This is a genomic window from Hoeflea ulvae, assembly GCF_026619435.1.
Taxonomy (GTDB): domain Bacteria; phylum Pseudomonadota; class Alphaproteobacteria; order Rhizobiales; family Rhizobiaceae; genus Hoeflea; species Hoeflea ulvae.
This window is the reverse complement of the sequence record NZ_JAOVZQ010000001.1, coordinates 1,412,298-1,437,079: the sequence shown is the minus strand read 5'-3', so window position 1 is coordinate 1,437,079 and position 24,782 is coordinate 1,412,298. Positions and strand designations below refer to the sequence as shown.

Sequence of the window (24,782 nt, the reverse complement as noted above, 5' to 3'; positions counted from 1 at the left end):
CTGCCCTCAGGCCCGTATGGCGCCCGCAATGTTCCTACACGTCCCATAAATGACGATGGCTGCAAAACCGGCGCCGGCACAAAGCCGGACGGGGTCCGCAGCCATCAGTGATCAGTCGGGTGGAAGGCCTCTCCAGTTGCAGGAGAGGTCGTCCTGATCAGAAGGGAACACTGAAGGACAGGGTTCCGCCATAGGCGTGGTAATTCTGGACGCCGATGCCGTCATAGAAGAGGTCGCCGGCAAAACGGACACCGCGTTGGCCGGTGCGCACTTCCACACCGCCTTCGACGCGTCCGCGGAACCTGCGGTCGGCAGAGACCAGCGACGGGTTGGTGGCTGTCTGTTCGGTCAGAAGGTCGAAGTCGTAGAGGCCCGACAGTCCGAGCGAAAAGGCCATGTCGGTGTCCTCCATCGGTTCGAGCGCGATGGTCAGCTTCGGTCCGAACTCCAGCCGGCCAAGATCGAATTCCTGGCCCGGGATGGTGTTGCCGAGCGTGTCGACATAGCTCTTCTGCTCTTCCCAGAAATAGGTCAGCCGCGCGAACGGATTGACCCGCACCCTGCCGAGATCGAAATCTCCGGTCAGACCGGCCTGCATCAGCAGACGCTCGGTGTCGAAGTCGTCCTCGAACAGACCCAGCGCATTGACCTTGTTGGCGGACTGGCCATAGGTCAGGCGCATGTCGGCAAACAGGTTCTGGTGAACCCGCATTGCCGCATAGGGGCCGATCATCCAGCCGACGCCATCGGCGCTGCTGTTGGCCGTTGCATTGGTTTCTTCGGTGATATCGAGCGAGCCCATCACCCCGACCAGGGCCTGGTTGCCGAAGCGGTAGTCCACGCCGGCAAAGATCAGGGCATTGAGGCTATCGCTGCCGCTGTTTTCAACCTGCGCATAGGTGCCCGAGGCCCAGACGTCGAAGCCGGAACGGGGTGCGCCCTGCGGCTGATTGGCCTGCGCACCATCTGTGGCCAGCGGAAACAGCGTGTCGCTGGCGCCGCCGGCGGAGGTGTCCGTGGCATAGCCGAGTGCGGTGGCGGCTTCTGCGGCCGCGGCCGGGCCCTGCTCCAGCCTGTGGCGGAAGGCGCCGAGGCTGAAGTCGAACTGGCCGGTGCTGCCGTAAGGCGTCACCTCGACGGAGAAGCCATTGAAGTTGCGCTGCTGGGCAAAGGCGCCGCCCATCAGGCGTTTGACGATGTCGGGCTGCTCGGCGACGATCCGGTCGGCCCGGTTGGTGACAAAGGATGCGATCACTTCCTGGGTCTTCTGGATGTCGGCCACGGAATCGCGCTTGTTGAAGAGCTCAAACGACGTGCCGGTCAGTCCGGTCGCGCTGGCAGATACCAGATAGGTGTCGTAGACGCCGGTGCTGACAAAGGCCGGCGTGATGCTGTTGGCGGTCATCACCGAGCTTGTCGCAATGCCGTCGGTGTCGGTGGTCACCGTCTCGGTGTTGCTGCCGGTCGCCGCGAAGGTCAGCGAGGGGCCGCTCGCCGGGGCAGCAAAGGTGACGTTCACCCCGGCAACGGCATTGCCGGCCGTGTCCGTGACCTTGGCAACCAGCGGTGCATCGAACCGGGTGTTGACCTCGGCCGACTGGGCTGAACCCGACACCGCCAGAATGCCCGAAGCGACGCTGGCCGTTCCGCTGGATGTCAGTTCGAACGACACCTCGTCGCTGTCATTGGTGATGAAGCCCAGCGTGTAGGAAAATGTGCCGGAGCTTGCGGGGGTGTAGGTTACCAGCAGATCGACCGATCCGCCGGCTGGAATGGTCACCGATGTCGGCCCGGTGACCGAGGCGGTGACGCCGGTTGCCGCGTAGCGGACCGGATCGCCAAACTGGAACCGGTTTTGCCGCAGCACGGCGCTGACATTCGAAAAAGCCAGGGTCATGCCGCCAATATTGGACGCGGAATTCAGGGTCGGACTGGCAACAACCAGCGGGCCGATGCCGTTGTTGCGGATGGTGTAGCTGGTGCTGGAAGCCTCGCGGGACGGCCGGTTTCCGAGCAGGGTATTGCCGGAGCCGTTCTTGATTTCGTCACCACTGCTCGCCGCCACGACAACCTTCGGCGGCGCATTGTTGACCAGCGTCAGGCTGAAATCCGCCGTGGTGGAGATGCCTGCAGCGCTGGCATTGACGATGAAGGCGCCGGCTGTTGCATTGGCCGTTGCCGAGAGAGACGCGACGCCGGATGCATTTGTCGTGGCTGTCTGCGATGCGGTGTCTAGGCCGGCGCCGGTGGCCGGTGCGGTGAACGTGACCGTTACGCCGGAAACCGGATTGTCGCCATGATCGACAACCTTGGCTGACAGGGCGGTTGCGAAGCCGGTGTTGACCTCCGTCGTCTGTCCATTGCCGGCGGACACCGTTATGGCTGCCGGCAGGGAGACGCCAGTGCCGCTGACGGAAAGGTCGTAATTGGCTTCATCGGCATCATCGCTGATGATGTCCAGCTCGAAGGAAAACGCCGCCGCTGCCGCCGGCGTGTAGGCAACGGTGAAAGTCGTGGAACCGGAGACGGCAATGGACGAGCTTCCATAAGCCGAAATCGCATCCACATTGACATTGGTGGCAGCACTTGCCGTAGCCGTGCCGGTCAGGTTCAGTGGCTTGGTGCCTGTATTGGTCACGGTATAGGTGATGGTCTTCTGGACACCGGCTGAGGCGGATCCGGCGGCATCGGTGCCGCCATCTGCAACAGCGCCGCTGACCGATGACGAGACCGCGATTTCCGGTGCGCCGGCGGCAGTGCCCGAAACGGTCATATTGAACGGGTTCTCGTCGCCATCATTGTTGGTGAAGGCCAGGTCGAAGGAGAAGGCTCCATCCAGGATCGGTGTGTATTGCACCTGGAACGTGGTCGAGCCGCCGCCACCGGTCACTGTTGCAGCTCCCGGCGCGCCAATCGCATTGACGGTGACATTGCTCAGGCTCGACGATGTCGCCGTGGCAAGCGTCAGGTCGTCGGTGCCGCTGTTGGTCACGGTATAGGTAACCGTCACCGGTGTGCCCGCCATCTGGGCACCCTGCGCATTGGCGCCGCCATCGCTGACAACACCGCCGATGGAAGACGAAACCGCGATTTCAGGTGTACCGGTAGCCGTGCCGGACACCGTCATGTCAAAGGGATTTTCGTCGCCGTCATTGTTGACAAACGACAGGCCGAAGGAAAAAGCCCCGGCGAGGGTCGGCGTATACTGCACCTGGAAGGTTGTGGTTCCACCGCCGCCTGCTACTGTCGTGCTGACAGGCGCGCCGATCGATCCCACGGTGACATTGCTCAGGCTCGACGAAGTCGCCGTGGCAAGCGTCAGGTCACCGGTGCCGGAATTGGTCACCGTGTAGGTCACGGTCACAGGAGTGCCGGCCACCCGCGTGCCCTGCGCATCGCTGCCGCTGTCCGCAATTGCGCCACTGACCGATGAGGAAACCGCGATTTCAGGCGTCCCTCCGGCCGTGCCCGAGACAGTGAAATTGAACGGATTCTCGTCGCCATCATCATTCACAAAGGACAGATTGAAGGAGTAGGCACCGGCAAGCGTCGGCGTGTATTGCACCTGGAAGGTGGTGGTGGCGCCGCCGCCGGTCACCGTGGTGCTGGCCGGCGCGCCGATCGAACCGACAACGACATTGCTGGGGCTCAAGGCTGTCGCGGTGGCAAGCGTGAGATCATCGGTACCGCTGTTGGTCACGGTATAGGTAACCGTCACCGGTATCCCTGCCGTCTGGGCACCCTGCGCATCGGTGCCGCCGTCGCTGACAGCACCGCCGATGGAGGACGAAACCGCAATTTCCGGCGCGCCGGTGGCCGTGCCCGAAACAGTGAAGTTGAACGGATTCTCGTCGCCATCATCATTGACGAAAGACAGGCTGAAGGAGAAAGCGCCGGCAAGCGTCGGCGTGTAGCGCACCTGGAAGGTGGTGCTGCTGCCACCGGTCACCGTGGTGCTGAGCGGTGCGGCGACTGAATCAACTGTCACATTGCTGGCGCCCGAAGCGGTCGCGGTCGCCAGGGTCAGGTCATCCGTGCCGGAATTGGTCACCGTATAGGTCACGGTGACGTGCGAGCCGGCAACTCGCGTGCCTTGCGCATCCGTGCCGGCGTCACTCATTGCGCCGCCCACGGAAGACGAAACCGCGATTTCGGGCGTGCCGGTGGCGGTTCCCGATACCGTGTAGTTGAACGGGTTCTCGTCGCCATCGTCATTGACGAAGGAGAGGCCAAAGGAGAAGGCGCCGGCAAGCGTGGGCGTGTATTTCACCACAAAGGTGGTCGTGGCACCGCCGCCCGCAACTGTTGTCGAGGCCGGCGCGCCGATGGAATCAACGGTCACATTGCTGGGGCTGGAAGAGATTGCTGTGGCCAGAGTCAGGCTACCGGTGCCGGAATTGGTCACCGTATAGGTCACCGTCACCTGTGATCCCGCCACCTGCGTGCCCTGTGCGTCCGTGCCGGCGTCGGCGACAGTGCCGCTGATGGAAGACGAAACCGCGATTTCGGGCGCGCCTGATGCCGTGCCCGAAACAGTGAAGTTGAACGGGTTCTCGTCGCCATCGTCATTGACGAAGGACAGGCCGAAGGAGAAGGCGCCCGCCGTCGTCGGCGTATACTGCACCTGGAACGTGGTGGTGCCGCCACCGCTGGTCACCGTGGTGCTGAGCGGTGCGGCGACTGAATCAACCGTGACATTGCTGGCGCCCGAAGCGGTCGCGGTCGCCAGGGTCAGGTCATCCGTGCCGGAATTGGTCACCGTATAGGTCACGGTGACCGGCGAGCCGGCGACTTTCGTGCCTTGTGCGTCCGTGCCGCCGTCAGTCACTGCGCCGCCCTCGGAAGACGAAACCGCGATTTCGGGCGTGCCGGTGGCGGTTCCCGATACCGTGTAGTTGAACGGGTTTTCGTCGCCATCGTCATTGACGAAGGAGAGGCCAAAGGAGAAGGCGCCGGCGAGAGTCGGCGTGTATTTCACCACAAAGCTGGTGGTGGCATCGCCACCCGCAACTGTAGTCGAGGCCGGCGCAGCAATGGAATCAACGGTCACGTTGCTGGCGCCGGAGGACGTCGCCGTGGCCAGCGTCAAGGCATCCGTTCCGGAATTGGTGACCGTATAGGTCACCGTCACCTGTGATCCCGCCACCTGCGTGCCCTGTGCGTCCGTGCCGGCGTCGGCGACAGTGCCGCTGATCGAAGACGAAACCGCGATTTCGGGGGTGCCGGTCGCCGTGCCTGAAACAGTGAAGTTGAACGGGTTTTCGTCGCCATCATCATTGACGAAGGACAGGCCGAACGAGAAGGCGCCGGCGAGCGTCGGCGTGTATTGAACCTGGAACGTGGTGGTGCCGCCACCGCTGGTGACTGTGGTGCTGCCTGGAGCGCCGATGGAATTTACCGTCACATTGTTGGCGCTGGAGGAGGTTGCTGTGGCCAGAGTGAGATCACTCGTGCCGGAATTGGTCACGGTATAGGTCACCATGACCGGCGATCCGGCCGTCCGGGTGCCCTGTGCGTCCGTGCCACCGTCGCTGACCGCGCCGCTAACAGAGGAGGAAACTGCAATCTCGGGAGCCGATGGCGCACCGATGGACCCTGACCCGCCATTTTGCGTGTAGGTCACAGAAAAAGGCCCGCCGATGGACGCCCCACTATAGTTTCCGGAGACGACACAGCCGGAAGAACAATTATAGGTGCTGCTAAAATCGTTCGCCTGTCCGAAGGACGACCCGTCTGAAATGAATTGCGTGCCGCCATCATGCGCAATCGAAACACTAGTGAACTCACCGGTGTTATCATCAATTCCGATCAAATCAATTGTGACACTGGATCCAGACCCGGCATTGAAATTGATATAGTTCTGGCTGCCGGGGAACGTGTTGGACAACGAACAAGTGTCAGCCGTGACATCTAGGGTAAGATCCCCGCCGGTTGTTACAGTCAGACCGGAACAACTGTTCCAGGCGGCATCTGCCGCGCGGACACCGAGACCGACCGACAAAGCAATGAAAATTGAGAAAATTGTGAGAAATGTATACAAGCCGCGCATCATGGAATACTTCAACGTCCGGGACGCCTTATTTATTGAATGAAAATTCAACACGTCAGCAAATGCACAATATAGAAATTTCATTTATTTCCCCGCAAAAAGTCCATTGCTAGAAGGCAATGCGCTCTTACATTAAATCGCCAAATAGTTGCGCCCCGCAACAATACACGCCAAATCAAGGCTAATATTGCTGACAGGTTTAGAAAAATATTGTTCGAATGGGAATCCCCTCAGAGCTCAATAATCACGACAGCACCCGAAAACGCGCGGCCAGCGTGGTTTTGTTGCATATAAGCCACGGTGAAAATGCACCGATAATAGGTTGTTTTCGGAGAGAATTGAGGGTGGCCGCTTTCCGGCTGACCGGAGAATTCGCTTTTTGGTTGTGATTTCCGTTGCCTGCAAGGGGCAACGAATCACTTCATGGCATGCAACAGGCCGCGTTCCAGCACCCGCGTTGCTTACAGCGGGACAGCTTTGATGACAGCATTACTGCGCGGGCGCGAGATGGGAAGAACTGGTCTGGTTCCCATGTCGCTCATGGACGAAACAGCGCGATTCCCGGCATTTCTGACAGGACGAGGCCTCACCTTCCAGCCGGTGGTCGCCCGATGGCCATACCACTAACCTTGCAGGTGCTCGAACAGGCGCGCCACGGCTTCGGCGCCCGGGTCGGTATGACCTTCAAGCTGCTGGGCATTGATGTAGGAAGCCCGGCCTGCATTGGCCTTGGTCAAGGTTGCGGTGTGATCCGCGCCGGCACGCGCCGCCTTGGCCGCCTGTTGCAGATTGTCTTCCAGCGCTTCCAGTGCCGGATGCAACGCATCCACCATGGTCCTGTCGCCCAGCTTGGCGCCACCGATTTCCTGCAGCCTGACCAGGCCCGCCTTGAGCGCCCCTGTCATCGACAGGCCGCTTGAAGCGGCATCGCCTGCTGCGGCAAAAAAGATAGCCAGCAACACCCCGGAGGAACCGCCCATGGTCTGGCTGAGTTCCTGGCCAATGGCGCGGTAGAGTTGGGTGTGATCGGCCAATGGAAGCGTGTCCATGGTGGCAATCAACGCGCGCGCGGCCCCGGCCAGCGTCGAGCCGGTGTCGCCGTCGCCGGATTTGGCGTCGAGCGCATTCAAATCAGCCTCGGACTCGATCAGGATCTCGCAGCATTTTGTCAGGAAGGCGCGGGTTTCGGCATGTTCGGACGGCAGCGGCTTGATCGGCGCCAGACCATCGGGCAGGTTGAGGACGGTCACCGGTGTGATTTTCGACACGCCCGGCCAGGCAGGAAGCGGCGTCGGCTGGGACAATGCCTCGAGATCTCCCGCGTCCACCGGATAGACCGAGACCGAGAAGCCGCGCATATCCAGCGATGTGACCATGGCGGCGGGCCCGACGATCCATTTCAGCTTTGCGGCGATGGTCGAATTGGCCATTTCATTGGCCAGAACCGCCATTTCAAGAACCGAAGCTCCACCGAGATTGTTGAGTAAGGCGACATGCTCGCCCTCGCCCATATGGGCGTCAAGCTTGGCAACAACGGCGTCCATGGCCTGGCTGGCATCGGAATACTGGATCTGCTCGACCCCGGCCTCGCCATGGATGCCGAGACCGAGTTCAGCCATGCCCTTGGGAATGCGCGCCTCTTTCGGCGAACCGGGAACGGTGCAGGTGTCGAGCGACATGCCGATGGTCTTGGTGCCGGCAATGACTTTCTCGACCCGCTTCGTGATCTCGTCGAGCTTGACGCCGCTTGCCGCCAGGGCGCCGGCGATCTTGTGCACGAACAGGGTTCCGGCCACGCCCCGCGCCTGCGGCAGGTCGGGCAAGGCCACATCATCATCGACAACCACCATGCTGACATCAAGGCCAAAGGCGCGGGCCCGTTCTGCAGCCAGACCGAAATTCAGTCGGTCACCGGTGTAGTTCTTGACGATCAGCAGACAGCCGGCGGGACCGGTCACGGCCAGGATTCCGGCCAGCACGGCATCGACAGATGGAGAGGCGAACACATCGCCGCAGACGGCGGCAGTCAGCATGCCCTCGCCGACAAAGCCAGCATGCGCCGGTTCATGCCCGGAGCCGCCGCCGGACACCAGCGCCACCTTGGACTTGTCCCAGTCATTGCGGACCACCACCCGTATGTGCGGATAGCCATCCAGCCGGGCCAGCTTGCCGCCGGACACCGCGATGACACCGTCGACTGCATCGGTGACGATGTCTTCCTTGTTGTTCATAAACTGGGTCATAGGACGTTCTCCTCGGCAATTCGTGCGCCATCACTATCAAAATAGAACGGCTTCTCGGGCCTGATCTTGACGATGTCACCCTCGGTGAGCGGTGTGTGCGCGTCGGTGACTGAGACCAGATCGTGATTTTTGAAAGACAGATGCAACCGGGTCTGGTCGCCGAGATGCTCGACGCGCTTGACCAGGCTGTCTTCGCCCGCCCCCTGCACGATCTGCTCGGGCCGCAGGCCGATCTTGTCGGCATTTTTCGGTGCGCCGTTGAAGAGCGTGGCGGGCAGGATGTTGATCCGCGGCTGGCCGAGGCGGCTGGCGGCGTAGATGCTGACCGGGTTCTCGTAAATGTCGCGCGGGCTGCCGAACTGGACCAGCTTGCCCTGATCCAGCACGCCGACATGGGTCGCCATGGTCATGGCTTCGATCTGGTCATGGGTGACATAGAGCAAGGTGGCGCCGGAGGCGGACTGGATGCGCTTGAGTTCAATGCGCAAATCGGCGCGAAGCTTGGCATCCAGCGAACTGAGCGGCTCGTCCATCAGGTAGATGGCGGGATTGCGGACCAGCGCGCGGCCGATCGAAACGCGCTGCATCTCCCCGCCGGACAGGGCAGTCGCCTTGTTGTCGAGCTTGTGGGAGATCTGCAGGACCTCGGCTACTTCCTTGATCTTGCGGGCAATTTCATCCGCCGGTGTTTTGAGCAAAGGCGATTTCAACGGAAATTCGAGGTTTTCGCGCACGGTGAGATGCGGATAGAGCGAATATTGCTGAAACACCATGGCGACGTTTCGCTGGGCCGGCGTCAGCCCGGTCATCGACTGCCCGCCAATGGAGATCTCGCCGGAATCGGGATTATCGAGGCCTGAGACCAGGCGCAGGGTCGTGGTCTTTCCGGCTCCCGTGGGGCCCAGCAGAACCACGAAGGATCCGTCCGGAATTGTCATGCTGACATTATCAAGCGCGACCTCGGAGCCGAATTTCTTGGTGACATTTTTCAGAACAACTTCAGCCATGTCTCAAGACCTCCTGATTGGCTTGCGACAGCAGGGCCTTGCCCGTCTCGGTATTGAAGATCGTGATGGTGCGCGGGTCGAATTCCAGGCCCAGCCTCTCGCCGACCCTGATCGCATGCGAGGCGCTGGTCCGCGCCTTCAGATTGCCGTTCGGCGTGGCGACGGTGACGATCTGCGTCGTGCCAAGATACTCGGTCGCCAGCACCTCGCCCTTGTAGGCGCTTGAATCGGCAAAATGGACATGTTCGGGCCGCACGCCGAATGCCAGCTTGCCCCCTGCCCCCTCAAGCGAAGCCGGGATGTCGAATTCGACGCCCTGCATTTCGACGCTGCTCTGGTTGTTTCCCAATATGCCATCGAAATTCAGGAAGTTCATCGACGGGGAGCCCAGGAAACTGGCGACGAACATTGTTGAAGGCCAGTCATAGATCTGTTGCGGCCGGCCGAACTGTTCGACCACGCCGTGGTTCATCACCACGATCTTGTCGCCCATCTGCATGGCTTCGAGCTGGTCATGGGTGACATAGACCGTGGTTGCGCCCATGCGATCGTGAAGCGCGCGCAGCTCTTCGGACATGCGCTCGCGAAACTCGGCGTCGAGCGCGCCCAGCGGCTCGTCCATGAAAAAGGCCTTCGGGTCGCGAACGATGGCGCGTCCCAGCGCCACGCGCTGGCGGTCACCACCAGACAGGCCACCCACCGGGCGGTTGAGGATGTCGGTGATCCCGAGGATCTCGGCGACTTCTCCGACCTTCTTTTTCACCTGGGCCCGGGGCATGCCCTGGCTGATCAGCGGATAGGAAATGTTCTTGCCGACATTCATGTGCGGATAGAGCGCGAACATCTGGAAGACGAAGGCGATGTCGCGCTGGCTGGCAGGCTTCATGCCGACTTCTTCACCGTCGATGTAGATTTCTCCGCTTGTCGGCAACTCAAGCCCGGCCATCATCCGCAAGGTCGTGGTCTTGCCGCAACCGGAGGGACCGAGCAGCATGAAGAATTCGCCATCCTCAACCGTGAAGGTGGAGGACTTGACCGCATTGAATGTCCCAAAATCCTTGCGCAGATTCTTGATCATGATCTGTGCCATGGGTTACTCCGGGAAATGGCTGACGATGATGAACATCACGGTGCCAACCAAGGTTACGATGAAGGAATAGGTGTACAGCCACAATGCGAAAGGCTGCATCAGCATGACGACGCCCAGCGCGATCAGGATCGAGGCCAGCATTTCCCATGAACCACGCCTGCCACGCACCAGGCCGTTGAAGAAGTTTGTCATTTGCGAACCGCTCCGAAGGTGATGCCGCGAAGCAGATGCTTGCGCAGGAGAATGGTGAAAACCATCACGGGAACCAGGAAGATCGTCGCACCGGCAGCCACGGCCGGCCAGTCCTGACCGCCCACACCAATGATCGTCGGGATGAACGGTGGTGCGGTTTGCGCGGTGCCCGAGGTCAACAGCACGGCAAGCGCATATTCGTTCCACGAAAAGATCAGGCAGAAGATGGCGGTCGAAGCAATGCCGGTTGCGGCCTGCGGCAGCACGACCTTATAGAAAGCCTGGAAGCGTGTGTAGCCGTCGATCAACGCCGCCTCTTCATACTCAATCGGAATCTCGTCGATGAAGCCGTTGATCAGCCAGACCGCGAGCGACAGGTTGATGGCGGTGTAAAGCAGGATCATGCCGGCGTGGGTGTCGTTCAATCCCAGGTTCCTGAACATCAGGAAGATCGGGATGGCAACCGCGATCGGCGGCATCATCCGCGTCGACAGAATGAAAAACAGCAGGTCGTCCTTGAGTGGAACCTTGAACCTCGAAAAGGCGTAAGCCGCGGCGGTTCCCAGAAAGATGGCGAAGAATGTCGAGCCAAAACCGATGATGACGGAGTTGAAGAACCGCTCGGAATAGCGCGAGACGCCAACGATGGTGTTGCCCTTGTTGCGCACGAGCTGCTCATACCAGGGCAGGTCGTCCCGCGGCTGTTCGGCAAGCTCCGGGCTCAGCCGCGTCTGGGTGGTGAAGACATTGACATAGCCTTCCACGGTTGGCTGGAACAGGATCTTGGGCGGATAGGCGATGGAATCGGCCGAAGATTTGAAACCGGTGGCTATGATCCACAGCAGCGGCAACATGGTGATCAGGGCGTAGCCGATCACCAGAATGCCGGCGATCCATTTCTGCCTGACGGATGGCTGCGTCACAGAATAGCTCATCGTTGTTTCACCTTGTTGAGCGCCTTCACGTAGATGGATGCCAGACCGAACACCGTGACGAACAGGATCACCGCATAGGCGGAGGAAAACCCGGTGCGCCATTTCTCAAAGGCTTCGCGCTTGAGATCGATGGAGGTCAGCGTGGTGGTGTTGCCCGGCCCGCCGCCGGTCAGCTGCACCACCAGATCGAACATCTTGAAGTTCTCGATGCCGCGAAACAGCACGGCCAGCATCAGGAATGGCAGGATCATCGGAATGGTGATGGTCCAGAACTGGCGCCATTTGCTGGCCCGGTCGCATTCCGCCGCTTCATAGATGCTGTCGGGGATCGACCTCAGCCCAGCAAGGCAGATCAGCATGACGAAAGGCGTCCACATCCAGGTATCGACGATCACGATCGACCAGGGAGCGAGCGAAACCTCGCCGATCATCGAAAAGCTGGACGGATCGGCGCCAGTGACAAAGCCGACAACATAGTTGAACAGGCCGATCTGTGGCTCGTAGAGGAAGGTCCAGAAATTGCCGACCACTGCGGGCGAGAGCATCATCGGAAAGACGATGATCGTGGTCCAGAGATCATTGCCCTTGAATTTCTTGTTGATGAGATAGGCTAGCGTGAAGCCGATCAGAACCTGACAGACAATGGTCCAGATCAGGAAATGCGCGGTCGCCTGCATTGTCATCCAGATGTCGGGATCACCCAGGATCCGTTCGTAATTGCGCAGCCCCACCCATTCGACCGCATTGTTGGGCCGGTTCACCCGGAAATTGGTGAAACTGAGATAGATCGTCCAGATCAGCGGGAAAATATTGATCGCCAACAGGATGAAGATGGTTGGCGCGACAAAAATCCAGGCAATGGCTCGGTCTGAAAGCCCTTTCACCTTTTGCACAACGACAGTCGGAGTAGCCCGAGCAGCGCGGTCTATCACTGAGTTTGACATAGCGGATTCACCTGGTTCCCCTGGGTGAGGCCGGAACAAAATCTTCCGGCCTCACCACTCCTTGGGAGGAGTATAAAGTTAGGGCTTACTTCTTGCCTTCGTCTTCAAAGACTTCATCCCAGTCCTTGACCAACCCGTCGAGGGTTTCCTTGGCGGTGCCGTTGCCGGCAACCACGTAGTTGTGCACACGCTCCTGCATCGGCAGCAGCAGGGAGGCGTAGGAAGGCTCAGCCCAGAAGTCCTTCACGATCGCCATGGAGTCGAGGAAGGTCTGCGCAAAGGGCTGGCTTTCGGCAAAGCCCGGCGCTTCCACGACGGCACGCATTGCAGATGCACCGCCCACGTCCCACCATTTTTGCTGCACGTCCTTCTGGGCGAACCATTTGATGTATTCCAGCGCCGCATCCATGTTCTCGGTGTTTGCGACAACCGAAATGCCCTGGCCGCCGAGCTGGGCGAACTGGCCTGCCGGACCGGCCGGGTTGGCGAAATAGCCCGACTTGCCGTCACCCACATTGGGGTCGACTTCAACGCCCGGCCAGATGAAGGCGAAGTTCATCTGCATGGCAACCTGGCCGGATTTGTAGGCATCGATGTTCTGCGACATATAGGCGTCGGACGCGCCCGGAGGTGTGCAGCAATCATAAAGAGCCTTGTAGAATTCGAGACCTTCAATCGCGCCCTCTGAATTGACGAAGCCTTCCAGATCATAGGGCTGATCCGGATTTTCGTACTGGAAGCCGTAATTATAGAGGACGTTGGTGACGCCCATGGTGATGCCTTCGGAGCCGCGCTCGGTGTAGATCGCCGCGCCATAGACCTTCTTGCCATCGATATCACGGCCCTGGAAGAATTCACCGATCTCCTTGAGCTCTTCGAGAGTCTTCGGCGCATCCAGATCACGGCCGTATTTTTCCTTGAACTCGGCCTGGATTTCAGGACGCGAGAACCAGTCCTTGCGATAGGTCCAGCCGACGACGTCTGCATAGGCAGGCAGCGCATAATAGTTCGGCGTGTTCTTCGGCCATTCGGCATAGCCGGTGACGGTCGCAGGCAGGAAATCATCCATCTTGATGCCTTCGGCATCGAAGAAGTCATTGAGTTTCACATACTGGCCGTTCTCGGCAGCACCGCCAATCCACTGGCTGTCCCCGATCAAGAGATCGCACAGCGTGCCGCCGGAATTGAGCTCGTTGAGCATGCGGTCGGCGAAATTGGGCCACGGCACGAATTCGAAGCTCATATTATGTCCGGATTCGGCTTCAAAATCCTTGCTCATCTCGACCAATGCATTGGCCGGATCCCAGGCAGCCCAGCACAGCGTCAGGTCGGCAGCCTGCGCCGAACCGGCACCCGCTGTTGCTCCAAGCATCAGGCCGACCGCAGCCGCGGAATTCATCAGATTGAATTTCATGGTAGATATTCCTCCCGTTTTGCAATCCCGCCAGCATGGCAGGGCCTCCTGCATTATCAGTAATGAGGTGCGCACCTCATTGCAAGCGATTCTTGAGGTGCGCACCTCAAAATTTGCATTTCTGCAAAATTTATTGAACAAATCGGCTGGCTAACGATATGAGCACCCGATTGATGCGGAACACTTCAGGCAGATGCGACCAACAGCAAAAGACTTAGCGGCAGAAGCAGGCGTCAGCCTCGCCACCATCGACCGCGTCCTCAATGGCCGCCCGGGCGTCAAGGCGCGCACGGTCACCAAGGTGAACGAGGCGATCGACCGCATCGGCTTCGTCCGCAACCTGTCCGCCGTCAATCTCGCCCGCAAGAAGACCTATCATTTCCGCTTTCTGCTGCCTGAACACGGTGACCAGTTTCTCGACGTTCTGGCCAGGCATATCGAAGAAGCCAACACGGCGTTTTCGGCCGAGATGATCGACACCGCAGCGGTCCGGCTTCCGGCGGAAGACCCCTACCGGCTGGCGGCCTATCTCGGTCAACTGGATGCCAAGCTGGTGCACGGCATCGCCATCATGGCGCCGGAATCACCGCAGGTCCGCGATGCCATCAACCGCCTGCTTGAGCGTGGCATCGAAGTGGTCCAGTTTCTCGCCGGACAACCCAAAGCCGCCAGCATCGACTTTGTCGGCATCAACAACCACGCCGCAGGCGCCACCGCCGCGCAGCTGAGCGGCCGCTTTCTGTGCGGCAGGAAGGGCAAGGTCGTTGTCGTCTCCGAGACCATGCAATCACGCGACAGCATCGAGCGCCGGCTCGGCTTCGACGACGTCATCAACCGGGAATATCCCGAGCTCAAAACACTGCCCTCCATCGAAACCCACGGCGACCTGCAAAGAACCAGGCGCATTTTCGGAAACCTGTTCGCAAACCATCCCGACATTTCCGGCCTGTACGTGCTGAGCGCCGAAGCGCGCATCCCGATCGAGGAGATCTCAAAGATCACGACAAGGCCTCTGGTAAAGATCGTTCACGAGCGCACGCCCTTTACCGAAGCCGCGCTGCAGAACGGACAGATCGATGCGGTGATTGCGCAAAACCCAGGCCACCTAGTCAGAAGCGCCATCCGGATTCTCAAAGCGAGAAACGACCAGCGCGAGCCGCTGGCCTCGCAGGAGAAAATACGCATCGAGATTTTGCTCAAGGAAAACCTGTAGCCGACTCCCTCTCGATCTCTCCGCGCCATTTCCATCGCTCATACCGGCCGATAGATCCGGGTGGCGGTGCCGCGAAACAGTGCTGCGCGGGTTGCGTCATCATATTTCGCCGTCGCATCGCGGTAGGACGACACCATCGTCAGGTGATCGGTCCAGAGCTTCTCGATCGGAAAATTCGAACCGAACATCAGCCGGTCGCTGCCCAGGATTTCGACCGCGTTGGTGACAACATAGTCGATCATGGCTGGGTCATTGCGATGCAGGAAAGTGCCGAGCCCGGACAGTTTTGCGCTGAGATTGGCGTAGGGCGCAAGTTTGCGCAGCCCTGCCTGCCAGGCGTCCTGTGTGGCCGGGTCCATCCCGGTCAGCATGCCGGTATGGGTGAGAATGAACTGGGTATCCGGATTTTCCGCCACCAGTTCCGCGCCATCGGCCATCTGGCCGGGGAACAATTGCAGATCGAAGGTGAGATCGTAATCCTTCAGCCGGGCGACATTGGCGCGCACATTCGGATCGAGCACCTGTCTCACCGATGACGCAAAGCGGTATTCCGGCGTTTCGTGCCAGTGCAATTGCATGCGCACGCCGCGCAACAGAGGATAGTTTCTCAGCCGGTCCAGTTGCGGCCGCACATCCTCGACCGTCATGTCGGCGTAACCGACAATCGCATGCGGCCAGCCGGTGCGCTCGGCGGTTGCCTGCACCCAGGCCACTTCATCCTCAAAGTGCTCCTTGGCCCAGTTGGTCTGGACATAGACCGCCTTGTCGACGCCGGATGCTTCTTGATCAGTGAGAAATTCCTCGATCGGATAATCGCGGCGGATTGGCTCATAGGGGCCGAAAATGCGCGGCACCATCGGGCCGTCGAGCCAGGGCAAATCCCGCTGACGCCAGATATGAAAATGCGAATCGACAATTCCTGAGGTCAATGGCCCCTCCCCGGCATGGTTTGAAAATGAGGGGCGGCACGCCCCAATGACAGAAGAAACTTTGTCAAACCGGCAACCGACGAGCCGTCAACCAGATCATCAAGCATCGGCAGAATGGCGCGCAGGGCTTCTGTCTCGGGCCGGAAGCGCGGATCACCCGCCAGCGGCGTTGCCAGCGACAATCGGTGCGCGGAGGCGGCGAAGCGGCGAAAGGCGGTTTCCATCTCGGTCGGCTCACCGCGCTCGAGCGCGTCCGACAAGATGACCACGACCGCGCCCCTGGCGAAAGCCGAGAACCGCGGCACCGACAAAAACGCCAGCAGCGTGCCGCCTATGCGGGTTCCACCGTCCCAGTCCTCGACCAGGGCTGCCGCCTGCGCCAGCGCCTGGTCGCGGTTACGTATCCGCAAGGCTGATGTCAACCGGGTTAGCCGGGTTCCGAAGCAGAACACCTCGGCCCGGGCAGTGCCCTGAACTGCGGCATAGGCGACCTTGAGATAGTCTTCGGTGTGAAGCTTCATCGACCCCGAGACATCTAGCAGCAGCAACAGCCTGCGTGGCACTTGCTGCCGGCGGCGCAATTGCGGAGACGGGATATCGCCATCGGCCGAGAGGATCTTGCGCATCGACCGGCGAATGTCCAGATTCTTGCCGGTCGCCGTCCTGACCGTGCGAAAAGACCGGCGCCAGGGAAGCGCCGAGCCAAGCTTGCGCTCGAGCGTATCGAGACGAAGACCATCATTTGCGAAAGCGCGAATGCTGAGCTGTTCCGTCCCCGAAGTCAGCTCGCCGCCGGTTTCTTCTTGCACCGGGCCGGTCTCTTCCTCAGCGGTATCGCTGTCATCCTTGATCTGCGGCTCGTCCTCGTCCTGCCCCTCGCCCTCGATGCTGACCCTTGCCTCGCCATGAAACCAGCTCTCGAACAGCGCATCGAACTCGACCCGCCGCTCCGGCGCCGGGGCAAATGTGGCCACTGCCGAGCGGCGGATATCATCCATCGAGCGTGGCCCGAGCAGGGTCACCGCCTGCATGAAGGCGATTGCCTGCTCGGGTGCTATGGCGAAGCCGAAACGGCGCAACAACCGGGCAAAGCCGAACAAGGGGGCAGAGCCGCGCGGCAATTCGCCCGGAACCGATGCTCTATCGCAGACCAGAAACTTGTTCATGACATCGCAGCCTCAATGATGCGCCCCATCTCGGGCTCAATGTGGTGAACGTCCTCTTCGTCCTTGATCAGGACGCCGATCGCACGGCGAAACGCCTCCGGCCAGGGACTGCCACCCTTTTCCAGGATGGTTGCGGCATTGGCCCATTCAATCGCCTCGGCGATGCCTGGAGGCTTGGCCAGTGGCCGCGCGCGGATGTCCCGCACGGCATCGGCAACTGCGCGGGCGGTTTCCCGCGCCACGTCGCCGGCACGCGCCATGATGATCGCCGCCTCGCGCTCGGCGTCGGGATAGCCGATCCAGTGATAGACGCAGCGGCGGCGCAGCGCCTCGGCCAGTTCGCGGTTGCGGTTGGAGGTCAGGACCACCAACGGCCGGGCAGTAGCACAGATGGTGCCGCGCTCGGGGATGGAGATCTGGAAATCGGACAGGAACTCGAGCAGCAGGGCTTCAAATTCATGGTCGGAGCGGTCGATCTCGTCGACAAGCAACACCCGCTGTTCCGGGGCCTGCAGCACCTGCAACAGAGGACGGGCAATCAGAAACCGGTCGCCATAGATGTCAATCTCCGCGTCGCCTGACTGGCGGATGGCCAGCAATTGCCGCTGGTAGTTCCATTCATACAATGCATGCGCGGCATCGATGCCTTCATAGCATTGCAGCCGCACCAGATCGCGGTCCAGCGCCTCGGCAACCGCCTTTGCGGCTTCCGTTTTGCCGACGCCCGGTGCGCCTTCGAGCAGCAAGGGCTTGCCCAGCCGGATGGCCAGGAAGATCGCCGTCGCCAGGCTGTCATCGGCCAGATAGTGCAACCCGGCCAGGCGGGACATCACCGCGTCCGGCGAAATTGCCATCGCGTCAACGCCGTGGGCCATCGTCACTGGGTCCGGCTTTCGCCCGTAGCGGCTTTCGCCTTCAGCGCGCGCAGGATCCGCTCCGGAGTGATCGGCATGGTGTCGATGCGAACCCCGACGGCATCGAAAATGGCATTGGCCACAGCCGGAATTTGCGGGTTGGCGCACATTTCTCCCGGCCCCTTGGCGCCATAGGGTCCGTCCGATGACGGGCGTTCCAGCACATAGGTTTCGGTCTCTGCCAGATCGCCGGGCCCGGGCATCAGGTACTGATTGAAATCGGTGCCGCCATGATCGCGGTTGGGATAATAGGGCTCCGTGGTCTCGTAAAGCGCGTGGCTGATGCCCATCCAGGAGCCGCCGACCAGTTGCTGCTCGACCATTTTCGGGTTCAGCGCCCGGCCGACCTCATAGACATTCTTCACCGATTGCACGGTGACTTCGCCGGTCTCGTCGTCAACCTCGACATCGGCCACAACACAGGCATGGGCGTAGCAGGTGGCGGGCTTCATTGCGCCGGTCTCGGTGTCGGGAAAAGAGCGCTGCACCAAAAACATGCCACGGCCGGAGATCGACCGGCCCTGCTTGAAATGCGCAGCCAGAGCTGTGTCGAAGATGGAAATCGACTTCTGCGGCGCGCCCTTGACGTGAATATTGCCTTCGCCATCGGTCTCGAGGTCGGACGCATTGACCTCCAGTTCCTCGGCCGCCACTTCAAGCATCACCTGGCGCGCCTCCTGGGCAGCCTGCAGCACCGCATTGCCGATGCGGTGGGTGCCGCGAGAGGCGAATGTGCCCATGCAATGGGGCCCGGTGTCGGTATCGGCGGTGTCGATGATGACGCATTCGGTGGGAACGCCGATGGTTTCGGCGCAGATCTGCGACATGACCTGTTTGAGACCCTGGCCGAGATCGACACTCGACAGCGACACCATGAAATTGCCGGTCGGGGTCGAGTGCACCAGCGCCTGGCTGGGATCACCGCCGAGGTTCATGCCTGTGGGATAGTTGATTGCCGCCACGCCGCGGCCCTGTTTCATAGCCATTTCAAGCCTCCCTGGTCCGCGAGGACATGTCGAGATATTTCTGCGCCACCGGCCAGTTCGAAACCCGCGCAGCTTCCTGCATGCATTCGATCAATGCCGCGCCTTCGGTCGGCTGGCGATGGGCCTTCATGTCGCCGTCGCGATAGGCATTGATGAAGCGGAATTCGAGCGGATCCATGCCGATCAGCCGCGCCAGCTTGTCCATCTGAACCTCGAGCGCAAAATCGGCGATGGTGACGCCAAAGCCGCGCATGGCGCTCGATGGCGTGCGGTTGGTGTAGACGCAATAGGTGTCGATCCAGACATTGGGCACCGTGTAGGGGCCGGGGTAATGCGCCGCCCCTTTTTGCGCACCATAGGGCGAGTGGCGCGAATAGGCGCCGGCATCGGTGTAGCCGGTGACCTGCCGGGCAACGAGGCGCCCGTCATCCATGACCCCGTCGCGGATGATGATCTTCTCGGCGGCGCGGGGCGAGGAGATCTGCATTTCCTCCTCGCGGCTGTAGATGAAGGACACCGGCCGCCCGGTCAGCTTGGCCGCCAGGATGGCGATCGGCTCGACGATGACATCGACCTTGCCGCCAAAGCCGCCGCCGACAGTGCCGCCGACCATGTGCAGCTTGTGGCCCGGCATCTGCAAAATGATCGAGGCATTGTCGAGTGTGAAGAACATGGCCTGCGTGTTGGTGTAGCAGGTGAAGCGGTCATTGCCTTCAGGAGCAACGATACAGCCGGTGGTCTCGGTCGGCGCCTGCTCGATCGGCGAGGAGGAATAGGTCTCCTCGAGAATGTGATCAGCCATGGCAAAACCGGCCTCGATATCGCCAAAGCGCACCTTGCGGTGATCGCCGCTGTCATAGTGGTAGTAATTTCCCGGATGATGCTCATTGACCTGCACCGCGCCGGGTTCCAGTGCTTCGAGCACGTCGAAGACGGCGGGCAACACCTCGTAATCGACCTTGACCTTGGCGGCTGCTTCCTGAGCGGCGCGCTCGCTGGTGGCAACCACCGCGACGACCGCCTCGCCTTTCCAGCTGACCTTCTTGTCGGCCAGAACGGTCTCGTCCTCGGGACCGACCTGGATCAGGATCAGGATCGTGTAGACATTGTGCGGCACATCCTTGGCCGTAAGCACCCGGATGACGCCGGGGTGTTTTTCGGCTTCCGAAGTGTCGATCGATCTTATGTTGGCGTGATGATGCGGGCTGCGCACCATCTTGAGATGCAGCAGGTCCGGAAAAGTCCGATCAGCGAAATAGACTGTCTTGCCGGTGACATGGCCGGGCGCATCGGAACGGGGCCGGGACTGACCGATTTCGTGGAGGTCGTCCTTGCGTTCGTCGGCGAAATAGCTCTTGCGAAGTTCCATTGCCTGCCTCCTCAGCCTGCGTTCTGCGAATTGGAGCGGGCGGCGGCGAGCACCGCATTGATGATCGGCTCGTACCCGGTGCAGCGGCAGATATTGCCGGAGATCGCTTCGATGACATCTTCACGGGTGGGGTTGGGCGTGTGGTCGAGCAATGCCTTGGCGGCCATCACCATGCCCGGTGTGCAGAAACCGCATTGGGTAGCAAAGCCGTCGAGGATGGCGCGTTGCACCGGGTACAGTACGCCGTCCCGCCCCAGGCCGGCCGTTGTCTCGATTGCTGCGCCTTCGCAGCTCTCGGCAAGGGTCAGGCAACTCAGCCGCAATTCGCCATCAACGATCACCGAGCAGGCGCCGCAGGTGCCCTGATGGCAGCCACCCTTGGGAGAGATATCACCCATGGTGTCGCGCAAAGCGTGAAGCAGCGTGGTGCCGCTTTCAACGAATTCGGCCCGGTCTTCACCATTGAGCCTAAATTGAACCGGTACTCTGGCCATCCATCCTCCTCCCGCCTTCTGCCTCCCAGCATCTGGCTAATCTTCTTTGCAGTCCTTTTCCTCAGTCGAGTAACAGCCTGCCGAAATGCACCGGCAGAACCTCGCTCCGGTACCAGGCGCTGGCGATCGCGTCGGTCAGCGGTTCGGTCCCCGACCCGATGACGCTGACAGCTTCAGTGATTCCGTCTTTGGTAAGCTTGGCCCCTGACAAGGCCTTTTCGGCGGAGACCGCCCGCATCGGCCGGTCGGCCATGCAGCCCAGCGCAATCCGCGCTGCGCTGACATTTCCATTGGCACCCGTGTCAATCACCGCAGCGAGACTGAGAACCGACACGCCCTTGGGCTTGACCCGCGAGACCTTCAGGAACCGAAAGCTGCCTGCCTCCGGGATCTTGAAACTCACGGCGATGACAATGCCGCGTTCGGTGAGATCATCGCGGCTAGCGAGAAAGCCGTCGATATCCATGTCGCCACCGGCACAGTGGACCGTGGCATCGAGCGCCAGAAGCGCCACGGCGAAATCGCCATAGGGGGCGGCGGCAAACAGGTTGCCGCCGACAGTTGCCATGTTGCGAATGGCCGGCCCGCCGACAGCCTTTGCGGCCGGTCGGATCATTCCAAGGTCTTCGCAGCGGGCGATTGCTGCCATCGTCACCGAAGCGCCGATGCGCACCCGGCCATCCGAGACATCGATGCCGGACATGGCCGGATCGTTGGTCCGGACATAGGCGCTGGTGGCGATGTCTCCCTCATTGACCGCCCGCACCACCAGGGTACCGCCGCCGAGATAGCGGGCGCCTCCCTGTTTCAGCGCGGCCGAGACCTCCTTGGCCGATGGAAATGTAGTCAGAGCAAGCGACATGGCGATACTCCTTGAGACCTTGATCAGGATTTTGAAGTGAAGTGCTCCTGCAGCGCATTGAAGCCGCCCTGGAACACATTGGCGCCCATGCCGGCGGCAAGCTCGTCGGCTTTTTCCGCCGGTGCATCGAAGGTGGCGGTCCATTCCGCATAGGTGCGGTCACCATCGGTGACGCGGCGCAATTGCAGCGTGGCGCTGTGATTGCTGATCGGCTGCGGTGTTTCCAGAATGGAGTAGCTGGTCAGGAATTCATCGTCGGAAAAGGCGGTCAGCTGTTCGCGCAGCTTGGGACCGCTGGCCAAGGTGAAATTGCGGACACAGCCGATTTCCGTCGAGGACTTGCCGTCCTCAATGTGGCTTTCAACCATCCGCGGGTGCCAGCTGGGCAATCCGTTGAAATCGCGAATACGTGCCCAGACTTTCTCTACGGGCGCGTCGATGATGCTGGAAATGGTTACAGTCGTCATTGAAATAAGTCCTCACGAGTTCAACAGGTCCCAAGTGTAGGACGGTCAAACTCCTGGTGCTTATCAATGCGTCTTGACGGTTTATCTCTCAGTCGGAAAAACGGAAGGACAGTCGATGCGGGCCGCTGCCGCCTTGCGATACTGGATCGGCGGGACACCGACATGATCCCGGAAAAAGCGGGAAAAATTGCCCTGCGTCGTGAAGCCGAGATTGCAGGCAACGGAAATGAGCGAATCCTGCGAGCCCTGCAATTGGCGCCGCGCCTCCTCCATCCGCAGCGTGTTCCAATAGACATTCGGGGTCAGGCGGGTCTGTTCCTTGAACAGGGAAAAGAAATGCGCCCGCGACAGGCCGACATTGCGCGCCAGTTCGTCAACACAGATCCGCTCGCAGATATTGAGCTTCATCAGTTCGATTGCCTTCCGGACCCGGTAATCCAGCAAACCGGATCGAGAGCGCAGCGAGCCCCGCCGCAATGATTGAGGGCGCGCCACATCGAGTAGGCTGTCGATCAGGCGCTCGATTTCATAATCGACGATTTCATCCATATTGGCATCATCATGAAGCAGCTCGAAAATCTGCACTGCGGCACGGTAGAGCCAGAGATCCATCGGGATTGTCGGCCGGGCAAACAAGGCTGCGCCCGGCGGCAGGTCATAGCGGCGCCTGGCCCAGTCCGGATCGATATAAAACGCCAGAAACAGGCCGGCTTGATCTTCACTGGACATGGAGTGGCTGTGCGGCTCGAAGGAATTGACGGCGGCCGCGATCCCCGGACCGAGGGTGACCGCCTCATCGCCGATCATCATCGCACCCGAGGCGCCCTCCAGCCAGATGATGATGTGCGCCTCGGTATGAGCATGGGTGACCAGATCGCTGGAAACGGTGAGCACGGAAACATGCCCGAACTCGCCCCGAAAGAGCTTGATCGATGACATTGGCTATTCCTCCCGAAGCAGCATCCTCCTGCGCTTCTGGTTGAAATCTTGGTCTGCACGAAGGCTTCCGTCAAGCGGTCGCTGATTCTTGCGCTTTGGTGGACTTCGCTTTCAGCGGCAGTTTCGCGAAGCCAAACGGCGGCAAACCGGGCTCCCGGCCATGGCGTTCCGGCTTTGGGAAACTTGCAATGAACAGCACAAGTAGCGCCGTCATGCATTGTCCACGGCCGTTTGGCGCGACTGCGCAGCAAGGTTTTGTTCGAAATGGTACAATCCGGAGATCAATCGACAAGGATACTCCCGCTGTCCGATTTCAGTATCTGTCAAATAAAAACGAAATACCTCCGCCTTATTCTGTCCGAATAGACACTCCATATTTCAGATGTTCTCGACTCTATATTTTATACTCAATTTTGTTCCGTAAAGTTTCACGCCCTGTTCACTCACAAAATGACAACAACGCACAGTTTCGAAGGCTCGCTGGTCAGTGATGCAGGCCTCGCTGGGGCCGCTGAGCATCGCCATGCTCACGCAGAGACGTGGCGGCCCGGCCTAGACGGCAACGGCAACGGCAATCACGCCGACACAGTCTCCGGGCTTCACCAGTCCCGGCACATGCCGCGCCGTCAGGATTCCGCTCATCCTGGCATGAATTTCCCGTGGCGCCGCACCGGTTCGCGACACCGGATAGATCCGGGCAATCGCCGCGCCTTTGGTTACGGGATCGCCGAGATTGACGAGCAACTCGATCAAACCGCCCTCCTCGGCAATAGCGAAGCAATCGCCATCGGGCATGTCGAGCCATTGTGTCGGCTGGGGCTCGACCGGGCCAGCCAGAATTCCGGCGGCCTTCAACACATTGGACACACCGCGCTTGGCGATCTTCACGCTGGCGGCCGTCGCTGTTCCGGCGCCGCCGATCTCCGTGGTGATGAAGGTCTTGCCCATTTCCTCGGCTGCGGTGTCGTACATTCCGACGGCATCGATCTCCAGCATCTTCATCGAGAACGGCGCGCCGAAGGCCTCGACGAGTTCGAAGGATTTTGCTTCCTGGATCTTGTCCGCAAGGATGTGGGCGGCACAGAACGGCAGGAAGTCGAGGGTTTTGCCGCCGGAATGAAAGTCCAGAACAATATCGGCATTGGGCAATAGAGCACGCTGGAAGAAATCGGCGATCTTTTCGGTGACCGTCCCGTCCGGCCGGCCGGGAAAGCAGCGGTTCATGTTGCCGCTGTCGATCGGCGAGGTGCGCGTGCCCGCCACGAAAGCCGGATAATTCATCGCGGGAATGATGATCACGCGGCCGCTGACATTCTCCGCCTTGAGCGTGCGCGCGAGGTCAAACAGCGCGATCGGCCCTTCATACTCATCGCCGTGATTGCCGCCGGTGAGCAGCGCCGTCGGCCCCGCGCCGTTCTTGATCACCGTCAGCGGCACCATCACCGCGCCCCAGGCGGAATCATCCCGGCTGTAGGGCAGCCTGAGGAACCCGTGCTGCACGCCCTCCTCCAGCAGGTTGACGGTCGGCGATACGGGCGACGGGCGCAGGGTCGGCAACAGGTCCATGGG

At 60.6% G+C, this 24,782-nt stretch carries 20 protein-coding genes; 1 reads left to right on the top strand and 19 read right to left on the bottom strand.

Annotated elements, in window-relative coordinates:
- Positions 1-157: 157 nt before the first annotated feature.
- The 8 genes from OEG82_RS06690 to OEG82_RS06655 form a co-directional block, all read right to left on the bottom strand.
- The gene (locus OEG82_RS06690; protein ID WP_267614885.1) at positions 158-6,049 is read right to left on the bottom strand and encodes a choice-of-anchor D domain-containing protein; all 5,892 of its coding nucleotides are present in this window, start codon (positions 6,047-6,049) and stop codon (positions 158-160) included.
- 623 nt (positions 6,050-6,672) lie between these two features.
- Entirely contained in the window at positions 6,673-8,292 is a 1,620-nt protein-coding gene (locus tag OEG82_RS06685; protein ID WP_267611656.1) for a dihydroxyacetone kinase subunit DhaK, read from the bottom strand.
- A complete protein-coding gene (locus OEG82_RS06680; RefSeq protein WP_267611655.1) occupies positions 8,289-9,299 on the bottom strand; it encodes an ABC transporter ATP-binding protein in 1,011 nt (336 codons plus the stop codon). The genes OEG82_RS06685 and OEG82_RS06680 overlap by 4 nt, the downstream gene beginning before the upstream one ends.
- Positions 9,292-10,389 carry an ABC transporter ATP-binding protein gene (locus OEG82_RS06675; protein ID WP_267611654.1) on the bottom strand — a complete coding sequence of 366 codons (1,098 nt, stop codon included), beginning with the start codon at positions 10,387-10,389 and terminating at the stop codon, positions 9,292-9,294. Before OEG82_RS06675 ends, OEG82_RS06680 begins: the two co-directional genes overlap by 8 nt.
- Positions 10,390-10,392: 3 nt before the next feature.
- Positions 10,393-10,581 carry a hypothetical protein gene (locus OEG82_RS06670; RefSeq protein ID WP_047029134.1) on the bottom strand — a complete coding sequence of 63 codons (189 nt, stop codon included), beginning with the start codon at positions 10,579-10,581 and terminating at the stop codon, positions 10,393-10,395.
- Positions 10,578-11,516 carry a carbohydrate ABC transporter permease gene (locus OEG82_RS06665; protein ID WP_267611653.1) on the bottom strand — a complete coding sequence of 313 codons (939 nt, stop codon included), beginning with the start codon at positions 11,514-11,516 and terminating at the stop codon, positions 10,578-10,580. Before OEG82_RS06665 ends, OEG82_RS06670 begins: the two co-directional genes overlap by 4 nt.
- Positions 11,513-12,460: a carbohydrate ABC transporter permease gene (locus OEG82_RS06660; RefSeq protein WP_267611652.1), complete on the bottom strand. Its 948-nt coding sequence runs from the start codon at positions 12,458-12,460 to the stop codon at positions 11,513-11,515. The genes OEG82_RS06665 and OEG82_RS06660 overlap by 4 nt, the downstream gene beginning before the upstream one ends.
- An 85-nt stretch (positions 12,461-12,545) precedes the next feature.
- Positions 12,546-13,874, bottom strand: a complete 1,329-nt coding sequence (locus tag OEG82_RS06655; RefSeq protein WP_267611651.1) for an ABC transporter substrate-binding protein — start codon at positions 13,872-13,874, stop codon at positions 12,546-12,548.
- Between the two features lie 193 nt (positions 13,875-14,067).
- Between OEG82_RS06655 and OEG82_RS06650 the strand changes: the two genes are divergently transcribed.
- On the top strand, positions 14,068-15,087 hold the full coding sequence (locus OEG82_RS06650) for a LacI family DNA-binding transcriptional regulator (RefSeq protein WP_267611650.1): 1,020 nt from the start codon (positions 14,068-14,070) through the stop codon (positions 15,085-15,087).
- Between the two features lie 38 nt (positions 15,088-15,125).
- Here OEG82_RS06650 and OEG82_RS06645 read toward each other — a convergent pair whose 3' ends face one another.
- From OEG82_RS06645 to doeB, 11 genes are all read right to left on the bottom strand, one after another.
- The gene (locus tag OEG82_RS06645; protein WP_267611649.1) at positions 15,126-16,016 is read right to left on the bottom strand and encodes an amidohydrolase family protein; all 891 of its coding nucleotides are present in this window, start codon (positions 16,014-16,016) and stop codon (positions 15,126-15,128) included.
- Positions 16,013-17,182 carry a vWA domain-containing protein gene (locus OEG82_RS06640; protein ID WP_267611648.1) on the bottom strand — a complete coding sequence of 390 codons (1,170 nt, stop codon included), beginning with the start codon at positions 17,180-17,182 and terminating at the stop codon, positions 16,013-16,015. Before OEG82_RS06640 ends, OEG82_RS06645 begins: the two co-directional genes overlap by 4 nt.
- Positions 17,179-18,057: an AAA family ATPase gene (locus tag OEG82_RS06635; protein WP_267611647.1), complete on the bottom strand. Its 879-nt coding sequence runs from the start codon at positions 18,055-18,057 to the stop codon at positions 17,179-17,181. The genes OEG82_RS06640 and OEG82_RS06635 overlap by 4 nt, the downstream gene beginning before the upstream one ends.
- A 2-nt stretch (positions 18,058-18,059) precedes the next feature.
- Complete coding sequence (locus OEG82_RS06630; protein ID WP_267611646.1) at positions 18,060-19,082, bottom strand: xanthine dehydrogenase family protein molybdopterin-binding subunit; 1,023 nt, start codon at positions 19,080-19,082, stop codon at positions 18,060-18,062.
- A 1-nt stretch (position 19,083) separates the two neighbouring features.
- Positions 19,084-20,451: a xanthine dehydrogenase family protein molybdopterin-binding subunit gene (locus OEG82_RS06625; RefSeq protein ID WP_267611645.1), complete on the bottom strand. Its 1,368-nt coding sequence runs from the start codon at positions 20,449-20,451 to the stop codon at positions 19,084-19,086.
- An 11-nt stretch (positions 20,452-20,462) separates the two neighbouring features.
- Positions 20,463-20,945 (bottom strand): (2Fe-2S)-binding protein, encoded by a 483-nt coding sequence (locus OEG82_RS06620; protein WP_267611644.1) that lies wholly within the window; start codon positions 20,943-20,945, stop codon positions 20,463-20,465.
- Positions 20,946-21,006: 61 nt separating this feature from the next.
- The gene (locus tag OEG82_RS06615; protein ID WP_267611643.1) at positions 21,007-21,807 is read right to left on the bottom strand and encodes an FAD binding domain-containing protein; all 801 of its coding nucleotides are present in this window, start codon (positions 21,805-21,807) and stop codon (positions 21,007-21,009) included.
- 23 nt (positions 21,808-21,830) lie between these two features.
- Positions 21,831-22,274: an SRPBCC family protein gene (locus OEG82_RS06610; protein ID WP_267611642.1), complete on the bottom strand. Its 444-nt coding sequence runs from the start codon at positions 22,272-22,274 to the stop codon at positions 21,831-21,833.
- Positions 22,275-22,355: 81 nt separating this feature from the next.
- Positions 22,356-23,213 (bottom strand): AraC family transcriptional regulator, encoded by an 858-nt coding sequence (locus tag OEG82_RS06605; RefSeq protein ID WP_267611641.1) that lies wholly within the window; start codon positions 23,211-23,213, stop codon positions 22,356-22,358.
- A 70-nt stretch (positions 23,214-23,283) separates the two neighbouring features.
- Entirely contained in the window at positions 23,284-23,427 is a 144-nt protein-coding gene (locus tag OEG82_RS06600; RefSeq protein ID WP_267611640.1) for a hypothetical protein, read from the bottom strand.
- Positions 23,428-23,765: 338 nt separating this feature from the next.
- Complete coding sequence (doeB, locus tag OEG82_RS06595; RefSeq protein ID WP_267611639.1) at positions 23,766-24,779, bottom strand: N(2)-acetyl-L-2,4-diaminobutanoate deacetylase DoeB; 1,014 nt, start codon at positions 24,777-24,779, stop codon at positions 23,766-23,768.
- Positions 24,780-24,782 lie beyond the last annotated feature (3 nt).